The organism is Pseudomonas sp. RIT-PI-S, from assembly GCF_025642975.1.
GTDB lineage: Bacteria > Pseudomonadota > Gammaproteobacteria > Pseudomonadales > Pseudomonadaceae > Aquipseudomonas.
In genome coordinates, this window is the sequence record NZ_JANZKJ010000012.1 from 1 (window position 1) to 18491 (window position 18491).

Genomic DNA, 18491 nt, shown 5'->3' on the forward strand with positions numbered 1-18491 from the left:
GTGCCTTGGTAGAAGCGGGCAGGCTGCCCCTCCGTAGGCGCAGGCAAAGCAGGGCGCCTACGGTTCCACACCTGCCTAGCCCAATTCCTGCTGTCGTTCCAACCGAAACGGCCAGCTGGACTATGCTGCCAACACCCAACCACCGGAGCGAGCGCCGCCGTGACTATCCCCCCTGCTACTTCCCCGTCGAGCACGGGCGCGGTGCTTTGGCTGACCGGGCTCTCTGGCGCGGGCAAAACCACTTTGGCCGAAGCCGTGGTCGCCCGCCTGGCCGCGGCGGGTTACCCCTGCTACCTGCTCGACGGCGACCGCCTGCGCACGGGCCTCAACGCCGACCTTGGGTTCAGCCCGCAGGACCGCAGCGAAAACGTGCGGCGCACTGCACAGGTGGCGGCGCTGTTTGCCGATGCCGGGATGCTGTGCATCGTCTCACTGATTTCCCCCTATCGGGCCGACCGCGACAACGCCCGCAAGGCCACCCCGAGGTTTTATGAAGTTCACGTGGCCGCGGACCTCGCTACCTGTGAGCAGCGTGACCCCAAGGGGCTGTATAAGCGTGCGCGCGCCGGCGAGCTACCAGCCTTTACTGGCGTCAGCGCCCCCTACGAAGCACCGACCGCGCCCGAACTGCGCCTGGACACCCATCGGGAAAGCCCCCAGGCCAGTGCTGAACGGCTGTACCGCTTCGTGACCGAAACCCTGCCGCTGGCCCGGGCGCCCGCAGCGCCGCTGGACGTTCGCCATGAGCAAGCCCTGCACCTTTACCGCAACGGCGAAGTGGCCCAGGCGCTGCAAGCCATGGCGCGGCTGATCGAAGACGCGCCCAATGCCCCGCTGCTGCACAGCAACCTCGCGGAAATGCTTCGCCAACAGGGCCAACCGCGCCCGGCAGTGGCTCATGGGGAACGGGCCGTGGCCCTGGCGCCGGCGCTGGCCTCGGCGCACAGCAACCTGGGCCTGGCCTGGTTCGACCTCGGCGAGCTGGAATGCGCCGAAGCCTGCCATCGCAAGGCCTTGCAGCTACAACCCTCGATGGTCCCGTCATTGAATAACCTGGCCAGCATCGCCCACGCCCGGGGCCAGCTGGACGCCGCCATCCAAGGCTATCAACAGGCGCTGTTGTGCCGGCCGGACTACCCCGAAGCCCTGTCTAACCTGGGCACGGTGCTAATGGAAGCCGAACGCCTGGGCGAAGCGGTGCAAGCGCTGGAGCAAGCCGTGGAGCTGGCGCCCGCTTCGGCGGATGCGATCTGCAACCTGGGCCTTGCGCGCTTGCGCCAGGCCCGCCCGGCCGAGGCTCGGGGCTTGCTGGAGCATGCCCTGCAACTGCGCCCGCAGCACATCAAGGCATGCGCCGGGCTGGCCCGCTGCCTGGCCGACCTCGACCAGCGCGACCAGGCCCTGCAACTGCTGCAAGCCGGGATCGAACGCTCCCCTGACAGCGCCGAGGCTTGGTGCCAGTTGGGAACCCTGGCCAGCGAGGAAGGCGACGGCGAACGGGCCGAACAGGCCTTTGAGCGCGCACTGAGCCTGCGTCCGGGCTTTACCGAGCCCATGGTGGGCCTGGCCAGCCTAGCCCTTGAGCGCGGCCATCAACCTCAGGCGGTGGCGCTTCTGGAACAGGCCCTCGCCGGGGCGCCCGACAACCACGGCGCCCGCTACCACCTGGCGCAGGCACGCAAGGCCCGCCCGGGGGATGACAACCTGGCGCAGATGGAAACCCTGCTGGCGGCTGCCGCCACGGCCAGCCCGGCGCGCCGCATCGCCCTGCACTACGGCCTGGGCAAGGGCTACGACGAACTGGGTGACTACGCCCGTGCCTTCGCCCATTTCGAACAGGGCGCGCGGCTCAAGCGTGAGACCTTCAACTACAGCAGCGAGGCCGACGAAGCGCGCATCGAGGCGATCATCCAACACTTCGACGCACCCCGGCTGCGAGCGCTGGAAGGCCTGGGCGACCCGAGCGACCTGCCGATCTTCGTGCTGGGCATGCCCCGCTCGGGGACGACCCTGACCGAGCAGGTACTGGCCAGCCACCCGCAGGTGGCCGGCGCCGGCGAGCTGCATGACCTGATGCGCATCCTACAGGCGCCGCTGCCAGGCGAGCCTGGCCTGCCCTACCCCGCCAACCTGGCGCGGGCCAGCGCCAGCGACATGGCCGCGCGCGGCCAGCACTACCTTGAAGCCCTGCGCCGCCATGGCCCAGGCGCCCGGCGTATCACCGATAAACTACCGGCCAACTACATGGGCGCCGGCCTGATCCCGGCCATGCTGCCCAACGCGCGGATCATCCACGTGCGCCGAGACCCGGTAGACACTTGCCTGTCGTGCTTCACCCGGCTGTTCAGCGAACACCAGGAGGCGACCTACGACCTCGCCGAGCTGGGCCGGCATTACCGCCACTATGCCCGGCTGATGGCGCATTGGCGCCAGGTGATGCCAGCGGGCAGCATGCTCGAGGTGCGCTATGAGGACCTGGTCGCTGACCTGCCGGGGCAGACCGCGCGAATGCTGACGTTCTGCGACCTGCCGTGGGACGACGCCTGCCTGGCCTTCCACCGCAACGAGCGCAGCATCCGCACCGCCAGCGTGACCCAGGTACGTCAGCCGCTGTACAGCAGTTCAGTGGAGCGCTGGCGTCAATACGAGGCGTACCTTGGGCCGCTGCTCGAAGCGCTTGGAGACTGCCGGTAGCCACTGCCTCGCGGGAGGGCAAGGCCCGCGAACCTGGCGGCAGCGCCTCGGTTAGCGGGCTTCGCCAGCGCCTAACGGGGCCCTGGAACCTGGCTCAACGCCAATCATCGAACACCCACCGGTCCGGCAGGTCGTAGCCAGCGCTGCCGCGATGCAAGGTAATGCCCAGGATGCGCATGGCGAAACCGGCCCCGAGCAGGTGCTGGTAGGCCTGCTGGCGGCCGGTGTTCACGCCCAGCATCAGGCTGCGCTGGCCGTGGCTTGCGCCGAGGCTTTCGCACGCGGCGAGCAAGCGGTCCAGGCGCGCCGGTGCCTGATCGCCGCCGCGCACCACGGCGAATTTGACGTAGCACACCCCCTCGCCCGCTTCGCTACGTGGCCCGAAGTGGCAGGCGGCAAAGCCCTCCAGCTCGCCCGAGGGTGACCGCAGCAACAGGTTGGCGCCCAGTTTCAGGCTGTCCACCGCTTGCAGTTCCCCGCTCACGTCCAGCCCTTGGGCAATGCTATGGGTCAGTTCCGCGCAGGCGCGCAGCTCTGCCGTGGTCAGCAGGGGCGTTGCCGGCGCTACCGCCGAAGGCCGAGCCGCTACCGGCCGTTCCATGACTGCGGTCAAGGCCTGTGGCCAGAAATCGAACCCTTGGTACAGGCCCAGGTGCCTTGGGCTGTCGGGGAAGGTAAACAGCCCGGCATGGGTAACGCCCCAGGCATCGAGCTGGCCGGTGGCCGCGGCCATCAGCGCCTTGGCCAGCTTGCGCTCCCAATAGACCGGGCGCACCGCCACCGGGCCCACCACGCCATGGCTGCCCCAGCGCGCTACCCCGGCGACGGCGGCCAGCTCGCCTTCCAGCTCGATCTTGAACCACGCGGTGTGCGGCGCTCGCCAACGGCCTTCGACGTAATCGCGGTCATTCCAGAACTCGCCGGGCGCGGCCACCCCCATGAACGTCGCAAAGGCCTCGCGCACCACCTCCCTGGCGGCCGCCAGGTCAGCTTCGAGCAGGGGTTGGATAAGGAAGTCAGACATAGGTGCCTCGCACAGGATCATCGCGCGCAGACGATACCTTGCCCAGGCCGCTGCGTCTGCGGGCAAAAAGTCGACCATCGGCACGAACCTTTTTCCGCCCGACCGCTCTACCTTACTCAATGACAGGGGGTGGCAGATGGCCGTTATCCAATCGAATACCGCTGGGCTGGAGCTCGCACTGGACGCGATCACCGCCTGGGAAACCCATTGGGCCCTGCGCGGCGAACGCCTCACGTGCCGTCATTGCGGTTCCAGCCAAGGTCGCTGGCAAAGCCGCCAACCGTTCCAGCATCGCCGCACCTGTGACGGCGCCTTGCTGGCCGACCCCATGCCTTGGGTAGCGTTGCCCGGCTGGCAGGGCTGACGCCCGGTTCGCCCGCCAGGCGCGACAGCAAATCGTTGCTGCCAAAATCGCGCTTTTCTGACGCTAATTCGCCACTTGTCTCCCTATCCAGAGCACGATTGTTTCGGCTTTGACACAGCCGCTGCGCCTAGCTATACCCCTGTTTTCTCGACAACATCGGCAACAGCCGGGGGTAAGCCATGGCACGCGATAAACGCAGCGGACAGCACAACAACAGCCTGGTCAACCTCCATCCGCACCCCACTCCACGAGCCCTGGCATGGGCGGTGGCACTGGCGGTGGGTAGCTTCGCGGCGCAGCCTGCTTTCGCCGCCTGCGGCACGCCAGGCACCACGGTCATCAGCGGTGCCAGCACTGGCCCCTGCACCCTGGTGGCGGGCAGCACACTCAAGGTAACCAGCAGTGGCAGCCTGAGCAGCGATACTGCCGCGGCCGCCACGGCCGATCATGTCAGCGGCAGCCTGAATATCCTCAACGCCGGCACCATTACCGGCAAGCCGGCGATCTCCCTGACCAACAGCACCCTCACCGGTGGCATCACCAACTACAGCACTGGCACCTTGGGCGGCGCGGCCCCCAATGGCACCGCGGTGCTGATCAAGAACACCCACCTCAGCGACGGCGTAGTCAACAACGGCAAGGTCCTCTCCGGCAGCAGCAACGGTAACGGGTTGGACATCGAGAGCAGCATCACTGGCGGCTTGCGCAACCGTGGGGAGATCAACGCAGCGGTGTATGGCGTGCTGGCGCTGGAGAGCACGATCAATGGTGACGTGAACAACAGCGGCGACATCCAAAGCCGAGTGATCGGCGTCTCCTTGAACTCCGATATCGTCAACGGCGATGTGATCAGCAGCGGTAAGCTGCGTGGCGCCCAATACGGCCTGGCCATCACTGGCACCCGGGTCAATGGCGACGTGCGCACCCGCGGGCTCGTTCACGGCGGCACCGATGCCGTGAGAGTGGTCAACAGCACCGTCACCGGCCAGTTGCTCACCCAGGACACCATCACGGCCAACGACACCGGCATCGAGCTGTACAACAGCAAAATCGCTGGCGACATGATCAACGAAGCCGCCGTGACCGCGCGCGAAGGCATCCTCGTCAACAGCAACCTGCGCGGCAACCTCATCAACCGCGGGCACATCGCAGCCAGCAGCGACGGGCTGGCGCTGTATAACGCCACGGTCAAGGGCACCGTACAAAACAGCGGAACCATCTCCCTGGAAGGCGGCACCGTCCAAGGCGACGACATCCCCCAGGCCGCGCTCGGCGTTCATTTCAACTCGGCCATCGGCGGCCTGTACAACACCGGCTCCATCACCAGCTCAGACCGCATCGCAGTGGAGGTCGACACCGCCACCGTAGGCAGCCGCGGCATCAAGAACGTGGGCGGCACCCTCAGCGGCCGCACCGGCTTGTTTATCGACAACTCCACGGTCAATGGGTTGGTCAGCAACACCGGAAGCATCACCGGCGTGGGCGGCACCGGTACCGCAGCGGGCGTGCGGGTGCGCGCCAGCCAGCTCCAGGGCGGCTTGAGCAACGCCGGTGATATCGCCGGTACGGCGATGGCCATCAGCTTCGACAACAGCGGGCTGACCGGGAACCTCAACAACAGTGGCCATCTCACCGGCACCAACGGGGTGCGCCTGGAGGACACCACTGTCGACGGCAGCGTGCTCAACAGCGGCTCCGTGACGGCGGATGCCTACGCGATCGCCCTGGTGGGCAGCGACATCAGCGGGGACGTGGTCAACACCGGCACTGTGCGTGGCGGGGACAAGGGCCTGCTGCTGAGCGGCAGCACCGTACTGGGTGCCGTGCGCAACAGCGCAAGCCTGACCGCGCACACGGCAGCCCTGGAGGTGACCAACAGCTATGTTCAAGGGGGCATCGTCAACACTGGCCACATCGAGTCTCCGGCCGGGGTTCGCCTGGGCAACAGCCGGGTGGCCAGCATCGATAACCGTGGAGTGATCCAGGGCGGCGATGACGGCGTGCTGACCATCGCCAGCACGCAGATTGCCGGCGACATCAACAACCGTGGCAGCCTGCTTGCCGACAGCACCTCGCCCTTCACTCTATTGCTGGTCGACAGCCAGGTCGGCGGGCGGCTGGTCAGCAGCGGGATCATCTCCGGCCAGGCCGGGATCAACCTGCGCAACACGGACATCGCCGGAGGCATCGACATCAGCGGCCAGGTGCTGGGTGATGCCGTGAGCGGTTATGCGGTGAACATCGACGCCGACTCGAGCGTTGCGCAGCTGCGTATCAGCGGCAACGACAGTGCCCGCTTCAGCGGCATCGTCCACGCCTCCAATACCCCGGTGCAGGTGACCGCTGGCAGCACCTTCACCCTGCAAGATGGCAACCGCTTCGAGGTGCCCACCTTCGAGAACCGCGGCACCCTGGCGGTCGCTGCCTCCGGCCCCAACCTGGATGACCCTAGCGCCCCGGCGCATGCCGCGGTCGCTACCCTACAGGGCGATTACCTGCAAACCAGCGGCGCCACCTTCAGCACCCGGGTGGCCGACGGCACCACCTATGGCCACCTGGTGGTCAGCGGTACCGCCACCCTGCCGCACCAGGCGAATGTTTATGTGAACGTGGCCAACCCAGCGCAACCCTTTAGCGTCAGCAGCCTGGATAACGTGATCTCCGCGGGCACTCTGGCATCGGACGGCACTTACAACGTGACCAGCAACTCGCAGCTGTTCAACTTCAGCGGCGTGAAAGACGCCAACACGCTGGACCTGAAACTGGCCGCCAAAAGCGCTACCGGCGTGCGTGACGCGGTACAGGGCAACAGCGCCGCCCAAGACGCCGCGCGGGTGCTGGACAGCCAGTTGGCGCAGGGCTCGAGCAGCGCGCTGTCGAGCTATTTCGTCAGCGCCACCTCTGGCGCCGAGGTTGCCCGGGCGGTTACCCAAAGCCTGCCGCTGACCAACGCGCTGCCGGCGAGCCAGTTCATGCTCGAACAGATCACCGACACGCTGCGCGAGCGCCTGGCCGAATCACCCATGCTCGGCACCAGCTTCGCCCAGCCCCAGGGCGGCGTGTGGATCAAGCCCTTCGGCGCGCGCATGGCTGATAATCAACGCGCCAGCAGCGGCTTTGCCGCGAACGTGGGCGGCACACTGTTCGGCGCCGATGCGGTGCTGTCCAAGGCGACCCGTGTGGGCGTGGCCTTTGCCTATGGCAACAGCCAGGCCAACGACGAGGCGGCCGGCAGCGGCCATAACAACCAGCTGGAGCTATACCAGTTCACCGCCTACGGCAGCCACTTGCTCGACGACGTGACCGAACTGAGCGTGCACGCCGGCATGGGCCACAACCAGAGCGACGGCCGCCGCACCCTGAACTTCGGCGGCAGCAACAGCCAGGCCGACGCCAGCGTCGACAGCCAGATCTTCACCAGCGGCGTAGCCTTGTCGCGGCGCCTGCCGCTGACCGAGGCGACCACCCTGACCCCTTCGCTGAGCGCTGACTACACCCGTGTGCACGACGACGCCTACCGCGAAAGCGGGGCTTCGGGTATCGCCCCGCTGCTGCTGGATGTCAAAGCCCGCACCACCGACCAGCTGTTGCTTGGCTTCGATACCCGCGTTAGCCATGACTTCGCCCCGGGTATCCAGCTCAAGGGCAAGCTGGGCGTGGCTTATGACCTGCTCGACGAAGGTAACGTGGTGACCGCCGCCTTCGCCGGCGCGCCTGGGCAGACCTTCCGCACGCCCGGCAGCGACCTCGGCCCATGGGTGCTGCGCGGCGGCCTGGAGTTCGCCTCGGTAAGCCGCCGCGGGACCAGCCTGTCGTTCGCCATGGATATGCAGACCCGCGCCGGCTATACCGAACAAACCAGCATGGTGAAGCTCAGCGTGCCGTTCTAGCAGGCCACATACGAACCTGTGGGAGGGGCGCCAACCCGCGAACAGCCTGGCGTGGGCGAAAATGTTCCCGGGCTTCGCCCGGTCCCACAAGAGGCCTGCGGAACAGGCGGTCGTGAGCAAGAGCGTTCCCGGGCTTCGCCTAGTCCCACAAGGGGCCCGCGGAGCAGGCGGTCGTGAGCAAGAGTGTTCCCGGGCTTCGTCTAGTCCCATAAGAGGCCCGCGGAGCACGCGGTCGGGAGCAAGAGCGTTCCCGGGCTTCGCCCAGTCCCACAAGGGGCCCGCGGAACAGGCGGGCGTGGGCAAGAGTGTTCCTGGGCATTGTCTAGTCCCATAAGAGGCCCGCGGAGCAGGCGGGCGTGGGCAAGAGTGTTCCCGGGCTTCGCCCGGTCCCACAAGGGGCCCGCGAACAGGCGGGCGTGGGCAAGAGCGTTCCCGGGCCTCGCCCAGTCCCACAAGAGGGCCGCGAAAAAACGGGCGTGGGCAAAGGTGTTCCCGGGCTTCGCTCAATCCTACAAGAGGCCTGCGGAGCAGGCGGGCGTGGGCAAGAGTGTTCCCGGGCTTTGCCCGGTCCCACAAAGGGCCTGCGGAACAGGCGGGCGTGGCAAGAGTGTTCCTGGGCTTCGTCTAGCTCCATAAGAGGTCAGCAGGCAGGGGGTTTAGAGGCATGGCCCGGTGTGGGCTATACAACCGCCCTTCGCACCGCCAGCCTACGAAAAATCCCGCACACGCAGGCTGGTAGATCCTCCGCGCCCCGGTAAGATGGCGATTCCCTGGCAGCCACGCTGCCGCCATTGCCCGCAACCACATGGCCCCCGATCCATGACTGAAAACCCTCCCCTGCCGGGCCTGGACCTGTTCGACGATGCCTGGCTGGCCAGCCTGCGCTGGGCCCGGCTGGACCACCTGGACGGCCTGACCCGCTGGCGCGCCTACAGCAGCGATGGCCTGCGGCAGTGGCTGGTGCTGCGTGCCAGTGAGCCGGCCGCGCCCTCCGCACAGGAACGGATCGACCGCGAATACGCCCTCGCGCCCTGCCTGGACCCCGCCTGGGCAGTGCAGCCGTTGGCTCGCCTGAACACCGCCGACGGGCCGGCACTGGTGCTTCAGGACGGCGGCGAGCCGGCCAGCGAAGCTGGCATGGGCAGCTTTTCGATAGAACGGTTTTTAACCCTTGCGCTGCAAGCCAGCGCTGCGCTGGCCCAGGTGCACGCACGTGGCATCGTCCATCAGGATATCTGCCCCGAACACCTCATGGTCGCCGCCGACGGCCGAGTGCGGCTCACGGGTTTCGCAGGGGCTATCCTCGCCGAGCACAACGGGCGGGAACAGGGCTGGATCCGCCACGGCCGCTTTGCTTACCTGGCGCCAGAGGCGATTGCCAGCCAGGCCGCCGGGCCGGCCACTGACCTGTACGCGCTGGGTGTGACGTTCTTTCAACTGCTGACCGGGCATTTGCCGTTCGAAGCGGGCGATCCGCTGGAATGGCGCCAGCAGCACCTGGCGGTGATGCCGCCGCCGCTGTCGCGCTGGCGCCAAGGCCTGCCCGCGGCGCTGGAGCAACTGGTCGCGCGGCTGCTGCACAAACAGCCCGAGCAACGACCGGAGTCTGCCCAGGCATTGGAAGCGCAGCTGTGGCGCCACCTCAACGAATGGCGCGAGTTCGGCACCCTCGGCGCCAGTGCCCGAGCACTGCCCTCCGGCCACGCCGGCATCGAGCTGGTAGGTCGGGAGGCGCCGCTGCAAGCCCTGCTGCAAGCGGTGGAGCAACTTCAGCGCTGGCGCGGCGGCGCAGTGTTCATCAGCGGCGAGGCCGGCATCGGCAAGACCACCCTGGTACGCGCGCTGCGCCAACGCCTGACCGATGACCAACTGATGTTCGCCAATGCCAAGTGCGAGCTGGCCCGGCACCACCTGCCCTATGGCGCCCTGTGTGCCGCCCTGGGCTCGTTGTTCGCACGCCTGGCCGGCGCTGCTCCTGCCCAGGCGCAGGCCGTGGCGCAACGGTTGCGCCAGGCGCTTGGGGACCATGGCGCCACCCTGGCGCGGCTGGTCCCCGAGCTGGAATGGCTGACCGGAGAGCTGCCAAGCGCCAGCCCACCTTCGGTAAGCGAAGCCCGGCGGCATTTGCTGGGGCTGTTCCAGCAGGTGTTCGCCGCCGTGGCGACCCCAGAGCGCCCGTTGGTGCTGTTCCTGGATGACCTTCAGTGGGTGGACCCGGAAACCCGCTCGTTCCTGGCCGAGCTCAACGCTCGCCAATTGCGCCACCTGCTGTTGATTGCCGGCTGCCGCGACGACGCCCTGGCCACCGACGCCGCCCTCGCCCGGCTGCTGGCGCATTATCGCGAGCTCGGCCAGCGCTGTCTGGAAATCGAGCTGCGGCCGTTGGCCGTCGACGACGTGAACGCGCTGTTGGCGGCGCGCTTGTCACTGTCGGCCAGCGAGCGTGACACCCTGGCGGCGCGGCTGCACCAGCGCGGCGCCGGCAACCCCCTATACGTGGCGCAAGTGATCGAGGTGCTACAGGAAACCGGCAACACCGAGGACGCCACCCAGTGGCCGTTGTTCGCCGGCGTTGAAGCGCTGCTGACCACCCGCCTGCAAGGGTTGCCCGAGCGCACCCGGGAGGTGCTCGGGGTGCTGGCGATGCTGGGCAACCACACGCCGGTGGAAGACCTGGCAGCGGTGACTGGCACCACCCCGGCGCACCTGGCCAGCCTGCTTCGCCCGGCGGTGAAAGCGAGCCTGCTCAGCGAAGCGCGCAGCGGCTTGTCGTTCACCCACGACACGATCCTCGAAACCGTGCGTTCGCGCCTGCCCGAACCACTCAAGCGCACCATGCACTTGCAGTTCGCGGTCATCCTGTTGGGCCGGTTGCCGCCGCAGGCGGAGGCCGACGCGTTGTTCCGGGTTGCCGGGCAGGTGCTGCGGGCCGATCACGCCTTGTTGGCCAATGGGCAGCGTCAGGCGTTCATCAATGTGCTGACACAAGCGGCGGACGTGGCCAAGGCCGCGGCAGCGCCCAAGGCGGCGCTGCGCTACCTCGCCCACGCGCAGCTGCTGCTCGCCGAAGCCCCTTCGCCCTTGGAGCCGCTGGCCCGGGAGGTAGAGTTTTTGCAGGTGCAATGCCTGATCCTCGATGCCGACTACACCGCCGCCCAGGCTTACATCGCCGCCGCGTTACAGCGCCCGTGCGATGCCCTCGAACGCGCCAAGCTGTATCGCCTGAGCTGCGAGGTGCATAACTTGCAGGGCGACTACGCCGGCGCTGCCGGCACCGCCGCCACGGGGTTGACCACCCTTGGCCTGAGCATTGCCCTCGACCCCAGCGCCGCCCAGGCCGAGCAAGCCTGGGAAGCCTTGCTCGGCGACCTGGCCGGGCGGCCGCCCAGTGTCTTTCTCAACCTGCGGCCCACCGCGGACCCGCAAGTGGAGGCCATCGTCGAGCTGCTGGCCAGCCTGATGATCCCCGGTTCTTTCATCGCGCCACAGCTGCTGCTGGTCACCGCCTGCCAGATCGCCCGGCTGACCTTGGCCCATGGCATGAGCCCAGCGAGCGTGCCTGGCCTTGCCTGGCTTGGCGTGGCCAGTGCGCACCGCTTCGAGGCCTACGCGCTGGGCCTGGACTTCACCCGCTGCGCCGTGACCCTGACCGAGCAGCCGCGGTATGCCAGCGGCCGGGTGTCGGCGTTGATTGCCCTGGACCAGGTCAGCGTATGGACGCAGCCCTTGCCCTTCGCCCTGGAGTGCGCCGAGCAAGCCTATCGGGCCAGCCTGGCGCTCGGCAGCCCGAGCCTTGCCTGCTTTTCCAACAACCATATCGTCTCGGACCTGCTGGTACTGGGTGCCCCCATCGAGCGGATGCTGCGGCAGATCGACAGCGGCCTGATCATGGCGGGCAACCTGGAATACGTGGACGCGCAAAGCATTCTGCACACCCAGGCGCTGTACATCCGCCGCCTGGCAGGGGACATCGACGCCGCGGTGCCGATCCCTGAGCGCGGCGAACTGGCGCGGCGGGTCAGCGAAAGCAGCATGGGGCCGCTGCGGTTCTGGTGGGAGCTGTTCGAGGGCCTGTTCCAGTTCCTCGAGGGCTCCCTGGAGGAGGCGGCCCGGCGCCTCGACGCCGCCTGGGCGTTGGCCTGGGCAGTGCCCGCGCAGATCCACCTGATCGACCTGGCGCTGTTCAGCGTGCTCAACCGCGCGGCGCTGCAAACCCTGACCCAGGCCCCGCAGGATTACGAACAACCCATGCGGCACCTGCGCCTGTGGGCGACGCTCAACCCCAAATACTTCGCCGACCGCCTGGCCCTGGCCGAGGCGGAGGTGTGCCGGGTGCGCGGCGACACCCTGGGCGCGCTGCAAGGCTACGAGGCGACCATCGCCAAGGCGGCGCAGTGCGGCGCCATTCATATCCAAGGCCTGGCGCATGAGCTGGCCGCGCGCTGCCATCACAGCGCCGGGCTGAGCGTTTCTGCCCGCCATCACTGGCGCCAGGCTCGCGATGCCTGGCGGCGCTGGGGCGCCATGGTGCTGGCCGAGCAGCTGGAGGCCGAACACCCGTTTCTGCTGGAAGCCGACCGCTCCGCCGGCGGGCACCCGCCGTTGGCGACCAGCCAGCAGCTGGACGTGATGTCCATCACCCGCGCGTGCCAGGCGCTATCGCGCGAAATCGAGCTGGACTCGCTGGTGAAGACCCTGCTGGCCACCACCGTCATGTATGCCGGCGCCACCCATGCCGCGCTGCTGTTGGTGGCCAGTGACGACGCCCTCGAGGTACGGGCCACGGCACATGCGGGCCTCGACGGTGTGAACGTGCAGTTGTGCCAAGTGGCGCCCTCGCCTGCCGGGCTGCCGTTGAGCCTGATCCATGACTGCGTGCGCAGCCGCGCCTCGCTGGTGATCAACAGCCCGGAACAACTGCGCCGCTATGCCGACGACCTCTACCTGGGCCGCCTGGAAAATGGCTCGGCGGTGTGCGTGCCCCTGCTCAAGCAGAACGCCGTGATCGGCGTGCTCTACCTGGAAAACCCCTTCACCGCCGAAGTGTTCGCGCCACCGCGGGTAGAGGTGCTGGAATGGCTGGCCGCACAGGCGGCGATCTCTCTGAGCACGGCCACGCTCTACGCCACCCTGGTGGAGGAGAACCAACGTCGCCGCGAAAGCGAAACCACCCTGGAGCGCTCCCAGGCGCTGCTTGCCATCGGCCAGCAGGTCAGCCGCTACGCCACCTTCAGCTGGAAGGACCCCCACGCCAGTGGCTTCTGGTCGCCGCGCCTGCTCGAGGAACTCGCGCTACCGCCGTGCAGCGACCCCCGCTACCTGGCTGCGCCGGAACTGCTGGTCCACCCGGACGACCGCCATCGCTTCAGCAACCGCCTGGCCAAGGCGATCGAGCAGCATCAGGCCTTCCGCCTGGAGTTTCGCAGCACGCCGGTGGACGGGCATTGGCATTATCTGGAGGTGGTCGCCGAGCCAGACGGCGATGAGGGCTTCCTCGGGATCATTTCGGACATCAGCGAGCGCCGGCACACCGAAACCGCCCTGCGCGCCGCCCGCAGCGAGCTCAACCGCACCGCCCAGGCGACCATCCTCGGCGAACTGGCCGCCTCCATCGCCCACGAAATCAACCAGCCGTTGCTGTCCATCCTCACCAACGCCGGCGCCAGCCTGCGCTGGCTGCAACGGCCGGAACCGGAAATCCTCGAAGCGAGCGAGGGCCTGCGTGACATCAAGGGCCAGGCCCAACGCGCGGCGGACATCGTCACCGCCATTCGTGCCCTCGCCCGCCAGGCGCCACCGGAACACAAGCCGCTGGCCCTGGACCCACTGATCCAACGGGTGCTGGCGCTGACCCAGGCCGACATCGACGACCGCCAGGTGGCCCTGAGCCTGCGGCTCGGCGCGCCGGGCGAAGTGCAGGCCGACGCCGTACAACTGCAACAGGTGGTGCTTAACCTGGTGAACAACGCCGTAGACGCCATGCAAGCTTTGCCGCCGCCCCAGCGGCGCCTGACCGTGAGCAGCGAACCGGTGCCCGGCGGTGTGCTGGTGATGATCGAAGATACCGGCCCCGGCATCCCTCCCGAACAAGCCGACAAGGTGTTCCAGGCGTTCTACAGCACCAAGGCCAGCGGCATGGGCATGGGCCTGGCCATCTGCTTCTCGATCATCAACGCCCACGGTGGCGCCTTGCACACCCACACCGGGCGCGGTGGCGAGCATTTGTTCTTGTTTACGTTGCCCGGGGTGGGGGCCGGCGCCGGGTGATCGGTTCAGCATTGCAACCCCTGACCCCGAGCGCCGGGGAAATACGCCGGGCCCACAGGTGCGCTGGGCAAAGCAGGCTACAGTTGTTGAGCGCGCCCGAGGAGAAAGCCACTTGCCCATCAGAACGAACGTTGCAGGCAGCCACGCCGGGGAATCCCAAGCCTCGGCGCAAACTGTGCTTCTGCTGGCGTGTGGCACCGGCAGCCGCTTGGCCTTCGAGGCCCTGTACCGCGACACCTCGGCCAAGCTGTTCGGCATCTGCCTCTACTACCTGAACAACCGCGCCGAGGCCGAAGAAGTCCTCCAAGAAACCTACACCAGCGTATGGCTCAAAGCCTCCAGCTTCGATCCGGGGCTTTCCAGTGCCTGCACCTGGCTGGCGGCCATGGCTCGTCACAAGGCAATCGACAGGCGCCGCGCCCGCCTCCGCCATGAGCCGCTCGATGCTGTCGACCAATGGCCCACACAGGACACGGTTCTGGACACGGTGGAGCGCGACTGTCAGGGAGCTGCCATCGAACGCTGCCTTGGCACCTTGGAAGCGGACCTGCAGCGTTATATCCGCGTGGCCTTTTTCGAAGGCTATTCCTACGCTGAGCTGGCCGAGCGCCACAGCATCCCGCTGGGCACGATGAAGAGCTGGATTCGTCGCGGGCTGCTTCGACTGCGGGTGTGCCTCGGCTTATGAATGAACATGATTTGCCGCCAGCCGACGATCACGATCGATTGATCGCCGAATACGTGCTGGGTGTATTGACCCGTGAAGAGCGCGATCAGGTCGCGGCGATGGCTACCCGGGACCCGGTTGTTCAGGCGGCCATCGCTGCCTGGGAGGACCACTTTGCCGATTGGCTCAACCAGGTGCCTGCGGCTAGCCCGCCGCCGCATGTCTGGCAGGCGATCGAAGCGCAACTGTTCCCGGGCGATACTCCCCTACGGCAGGAACGCTCAGGCTGGTGGTACCGCCTCGGGTTCTGGCGGTGGTCCACCGCTGCGCTGGCCATCGGTTTGCTCGCGGCCGTGTTCACCCTTATGCAGCCGCAGGGGGAACCACAAACCGCGACGGCCACGCTGGCCCGCCTGGAGCAAAGCGACGGCGACGTGCTGTTCGCCGCGACGGTCCAGCCCGGGGGCCGAAGCGTACTGTTCGTTCCTACTCGAAGCGCTTTCTGGCAGGGCCACAGTGCCCAGGCCTGGGTGATCGCTGGCGACGGCAAGCCTCATTCGCTCGGCTTGCTGCCAGCGAATGCCGCCGCCGTCTTGCCGGTGCCCTCCGAGTTGGCCGCCACACTGGCCGACGGCGCAGTACTTGCCGTTTCCCTGGAGCCGGTCAAGGGCTCTCCTACCGGCCAGCCGACCGGCCCGGTCATCGCCAAGGGAAAAATATCGTCGTTGTGATGCATCCGCTTGCTGCGCTGCTCCGTATATTGCGCACCTTCATCCGAAGGGCCCAAGAACCGAGGAGACGTATCATGCTTAACTTCGTTCAGCGCATCGCAGCGGCCTGCCTGGCTGCCCTCTGCCTTGTTTCACTGCCCAGCCTTGCTGCCAGCCCACCCATGGTCGGCGGCGCGCCGATGTACCCGGACAAGACCATCGTCGAGAACGCCAGCCATTCAAAGGACCATACGACGCTGGTGGCAGCGGTCAAAGCCGCCGACCTGGTAGACACCCTCAACGGCAAGGGCCCCTTCACGGTATTTGCGCCCACCAATGAAGCCTTCGCCAAACTGCCCGCCGGCACCGTCGATACCCTGGTGAAACCGGAGCACAAAGCCGACCTGACCAAAATCCTGACCTACCACGTTGTTCCAGGCGCCCTCAGCGCCCAACAGTTGATGGCGGACGCCAAGATGCATGGCGGCAAAACCGAGCTGAAAACCGTCCAGGGGGAAACGCTGACCGTCATGGTCCACGACGGCAAGCTTTGGGTGATGGACGCCAAGGGCGGCAAGGCCGCAGTCACCATCGCAGACGTGATGCAGTCCAATGGCGTGGTTCATGTGATCGATACGGTGCTGATGCCGTAACAGGCGCAGCGGCGATGGCGGGCATACCAGCCATGCCCGCCGGGGCTGGCCGTGGTGCAGCGGCGATGGCAGCTTCTTTTGTGCAGTCAGCGGGCTCCCGTCAGCCTGATCCACGAATACTGGAACGCCTTGCCTTCAGCCCTTTGTTGCCGCCTGCGGTAGCTCCCTAGCGTAGGCGTGGAGCAATAAGTGCAAGGGGCGCAACCGTCTATCTGCGACCGGGCGATGCCTTCGAACATCAACAGGTCTTGGCAGTAGGTGCGCAGGTCCAACCAGGCATCCCCACCGTGGGGTGCCGCGGGCTGCAAGTGGGGGCGCATGGCAGGGGCCGGCTGGGCCCAGGACCAGGGCACTTCGCGGCCTTCCCAAATGTGGCCGTGGGCCGCTTCGATCGTTCGTAGAAGCGACAGGCTCACTTCATAGCAACAGCTGCCTATGCTGGGGCCCAGGGCAAACCTGAGGGCCTGGGTGTCGATCCCGGCGCCAACGAAAGCCCGTATGGAGTTACTGATGCACCCCGCGACAAGGCCCTTCCAGCCGGCATGGATCGTGGCCACGAACGGCACCTGCGTGGAGGCCACCAGCAGAGGAAGGCAATCCGCGGTGATTACACCAATTGCTCTCGTAGACCGGGTGAATAGCGCATCGGCCTTCATTGCCTTGGCCATTTCGTTGCCCTGCGCCTCGACGATACCGGCGCCGTGCTGTTGGTCCGGATACAGCAGGTCCGGCGGCCGCGTTTTATCGTCGAGGGTGCCAAAGCCGTGTTCCACACCGCGAATGTTGCTCAGTGCCGCTGAGATAAAAACCACGTGTGACCTCCACTGCATTGTTTGAACGTGCCGGCTGAAGGCGGGACGGCGCAATGCCGTTCACTGGCGCGTTGGGCCATGCAATCGGGCCCTCAACCCGCAAACGCCTGGCCCAAGGGCAGCAGCACCGTGATCGCCAACCCGCCACCGCGGCGGTTCGCCAGGGTGATGGTGCCGCCGTGCTCCAGCACCGTGGCCCGCGCTGCTGGCAAGCCAAGGCCCACGCCACCGGTGTTCTTGTTTCGTGACGCTTCGAGGCGGTAGAAGGGGGCGAACACTTTTTCGTGGTGCTCCGGGGCTATCCCGGGGCCTCGGTCCAGCACGCGGATCTGCACCCATTCACCTTTTGGCTGCATGTGAACACTCGGGGCACTCCCATATTTGACGGCGTTTTCGATCAGGTTGGTCAACGCGCGTTTAATGCCTATCGGCCGGCCTACGTAGGCGAAACGGCTAATGCCGGTGAACGACACCTGAGCCCCCGCATCCTTGAAATCGTCGACCACGGTATGCAGCAGCTCGGCAAGGTCGAACGCGGTGGCCTGTTCAAGGCGGGCATCGTCGCGGAAGAACTCCAGCGCGCAGTTCACCATGGCCTGCATCTCGTCCACGTCCCGGAATAACTTGGACTGCTGCTGCGCATCCTCGATGAACTCGCCGCGCAGGCGCATGCGGGTCAGCGGCGACCTCAGGTCATGGGAGATAGCGGCGAGCATCTGGGTGCGATCCTCTAGAAAATGCCGTAGCTGAGCTTGCATGGCATTGAACGCAATGATCGCCTGGCGGATCTCGTGCGGCCCGACCACGGGGATCGCGGGCGCGCGGAAATCCGTGCCAAAGCGCCTGGCGCCTTCGGCGAAGCGCTCCAGGGGCGTTGCCAAGTGCCGGGTCGCCACCAGTGCCACGGCGCAGGTGGATAGAACGATCAGCGCGATCATGATGAGGTTGCGCGGCAGCTCACCCAGCCCCCAGCTGCGGGTAGGCACAGAGAAGCTCACCCAGGAGCCGTCCCCCAGCTCGATCATCACCGCGTAGCGCCCGCCGGGCAGCGCAGCCGGCCAGTCGCTCGGCTCATAGGCTTCTATCTGGGCCTCGGGCTTGTGCAAAAGCTGGCGCAGCAAGCGTTCTCCGCCGCGAAAGGCCGGATCGTCGATCACGGGTAGGGCGGCGTCCTCGTGCCGGCGCCACCACTGGGTGTTGAAGGTCGGATCGCTGGCTGCCCTGGCGATACCCGGGCGTTGCTCGGGCGCCACTGACTCGATGATCCGGGTGACCGCGGCCACCCGCTCCATCAGGCCAGTCTCCAGCAGTGGCGGGCTGGCCCATACGCCGGCCAGCAAGCTGAATAGCCCATTGAGGGCCAACGACGCCAGCATGGCGACGATGGTAGTCAGGGCGATCCACCGCGCC

The 18491-nt window shown here is 67.0% G+C and carries 10 protein-coding genes; 7 read left to right on the forward strand and 3 right to left on the reverse strand.

Going from position 1 to position 18491, the window contains the following annotated elements:
- Positions 1-159: 159 nt before the first annotated feature.
- Positions 160-2694 carry an adenylyl-sulfate kinase gene (gene cysC / locus OGL93_RS16320; RefSeq protein WP_263263854.1) on the forward strand — a complete coding sequence of 845 codons (2535 nt, stop codon included), beginning with the start codon at positions 160-162 and terminating at the stop codon, positions 2692-2694.
- Between the two features lie 94 nt (positions 2695-2788).
- On the opposite strand, the gene OGL93_RS16325 is transcribed toward cysC, so the two are convergent.
- Positions 2789-3796 (reverse strand): GNAT family N-acetyltransferase, encoded by a 1008-nt coding sequence (locus tag OGL93_RS16325; RefSeq protein WP_263263855.1) that lies wholly within the window; start codon positions 3794-3796, stop codon positions 2789-2791.
- Between the two features lie 58 nt (positions 3797-3854).
- On the opposite strand from OGL93_RS16325, the gene OGL93_RS16330 reads away from it, so the two are divergent.
- The 6 genes from OGL93_RS16330 (at position 3855) to OGL93_RS16355 (ending at position 16269) form a co-directional block, all read left to right on the forward strand.
- Positions 3855-4082, forward strand: a complete 228-nt coding sequence (locus OGL93_RS16330; protein WP_263263856.1) for a hypothetical protein — start codon at positions 3855-3857, stop codon at positions 4080-4082.
- Positions 4083-4261: 179 nt separating this feature from the next.
- Positions 4262-7972 (forward strand): autotransporter outer membrane beta-barrel domain-containing protein, encoded by a 3711-nt coding sequence (locus tag OGL93_RS16335; protein WP_263263857.1) that lies wholly within the window; start codon positions 4262-4264, stop codon positions 7970-7972.
- 819 nt (positions 7973-8791) lie between these two features.
- Positions 8792-14239: an ATP-binding sensor histidine kinase gene (locus tag OGL93_RS16340; RefSeq protein WP_263263858.1), complete on the forward strand. Its 5448-nt coding sequence runs from the start codon at positions 8792-8794 to the stop codon at positions 14237-14239.
- A gap of 112 nt (positions 14240-14351) precedes the next feature.
- Positions 14352-14927 carry a sigma-70 family RNA polymerase sigma factor gene (locus OGL93_RS16345; RefSeq protein WP_263263859.1) on the forward strand — a complete coding sequence of 192 codons (576 nt, stop codon included), beginning with the start codon at positions 14352-14354 and terminating at the stop codon, positions 14925-14927.
- Complete coding sequence (locus tag OGL93_RS16350; RefSeq protein WP_263263860.1) at positions 14924-15637, forward strand: anti-sigma factor; 714 nt, start codon at positions 14924-14926, stop codon at positions 15635-15637. The genes OGL93_RS16345 and OGL93_RS16350 overlap by 4 nt, the downstream gene beginning before the upstream one ends.
- Positions 15638-15711: 74 nt before the next feature.
- The gene (locus OGL93_RS16355; RefSeq protein WP_263263861.1) at positions 15712-16269 is read left to right on the forward strand and encodes a fasciclin domain-containing protein; all 558 of its coding nucleotides are present in this window, start codon (positions 15712-15714) and stop codon (positions 16267-16269) included.
- Positions 16270-16355: 86 nt separating this feature from the next.
- Here the strand turns inward: OGL93_RS16355 and OGL93_RS16360 are convergent, their stop codons facing one another.
- Together OGL93_RS16360 and OGL93_RS16365 are read right to left on the reverse strand one after the other, a co-directional pair.
- Entirely contained in the window at positions 16356-17081 is a 726-nt protein-coding gene (locus OGL93_RS16360) for a polyphenol oxidase family protein (protein ID WP_263263862.1), read from the reverse strand.
- Between the two features lie 92 nt (positions 17082-17173).
- Complete coding sequence (locus OGL93_RS16365) at positions 17174-18457, reverse strand: ATP-binding protein (RefSeq protein ID WP_263263974.1); 1284 nt, start codon at positions 18455-18457, stop codon at positions 17174-17176.
- Positions 18458-18491: the final 34 nt, after the last annotated feature.

Bases quoted from the DNA above. Each gene is read 5' to 3' on its own strand.
- OGL93_RS16335 (WP_263263857.1), top strand. From the start codon at position 4,262: ATGGCACGCGATAAACGCAGCGGACAGCACAACAACAGCCTGGTCAAC.
- OGL93_RS16330 (WP_263263856.1), top strand. From the start codon at position 3,855: ATGGCCGTTATCCAATCGAATACCGCTGGGCTGGAGCTCGCACTGGAC.
- OGL93_RS16365 (WP_263263974.1), bottom strand. From the start codon at position 18,457: ATGCTGGCGTCGTTGGCCCTCAATGGGCTATTCAGCTTGCTGGCCGGC.
- OGL93_RS16350 (WP_263263860.1), top strand. From the start codon at position 14,924: ATGAATGAACATGATTTGCCGCCAGCCGACGATCACGATCGATTGATC.
- OGL93_RS16340 (WP_263263858.1), top strand. From the start codon at position 8,792: ATGACTGAAAACCCTCCCCTGCCGGGCCTGGACCTGTTCGACGATGCC.
- OGL93_RS16325 (WP_263263855.1), bottom strand. From the start codon at position 3,796: ATGGTCGACTTTTTGCCCGCAGACGCAGCGGCCTGGGCAAGGTATCGT.
- OGL93_RS16355 (WP_263263861.1), top strand. From the start codon at position 15,712: ATGCTTAACTTCGTTCAGCGCATCGCAGCGGCCTGCCTGGCTGCCCTC.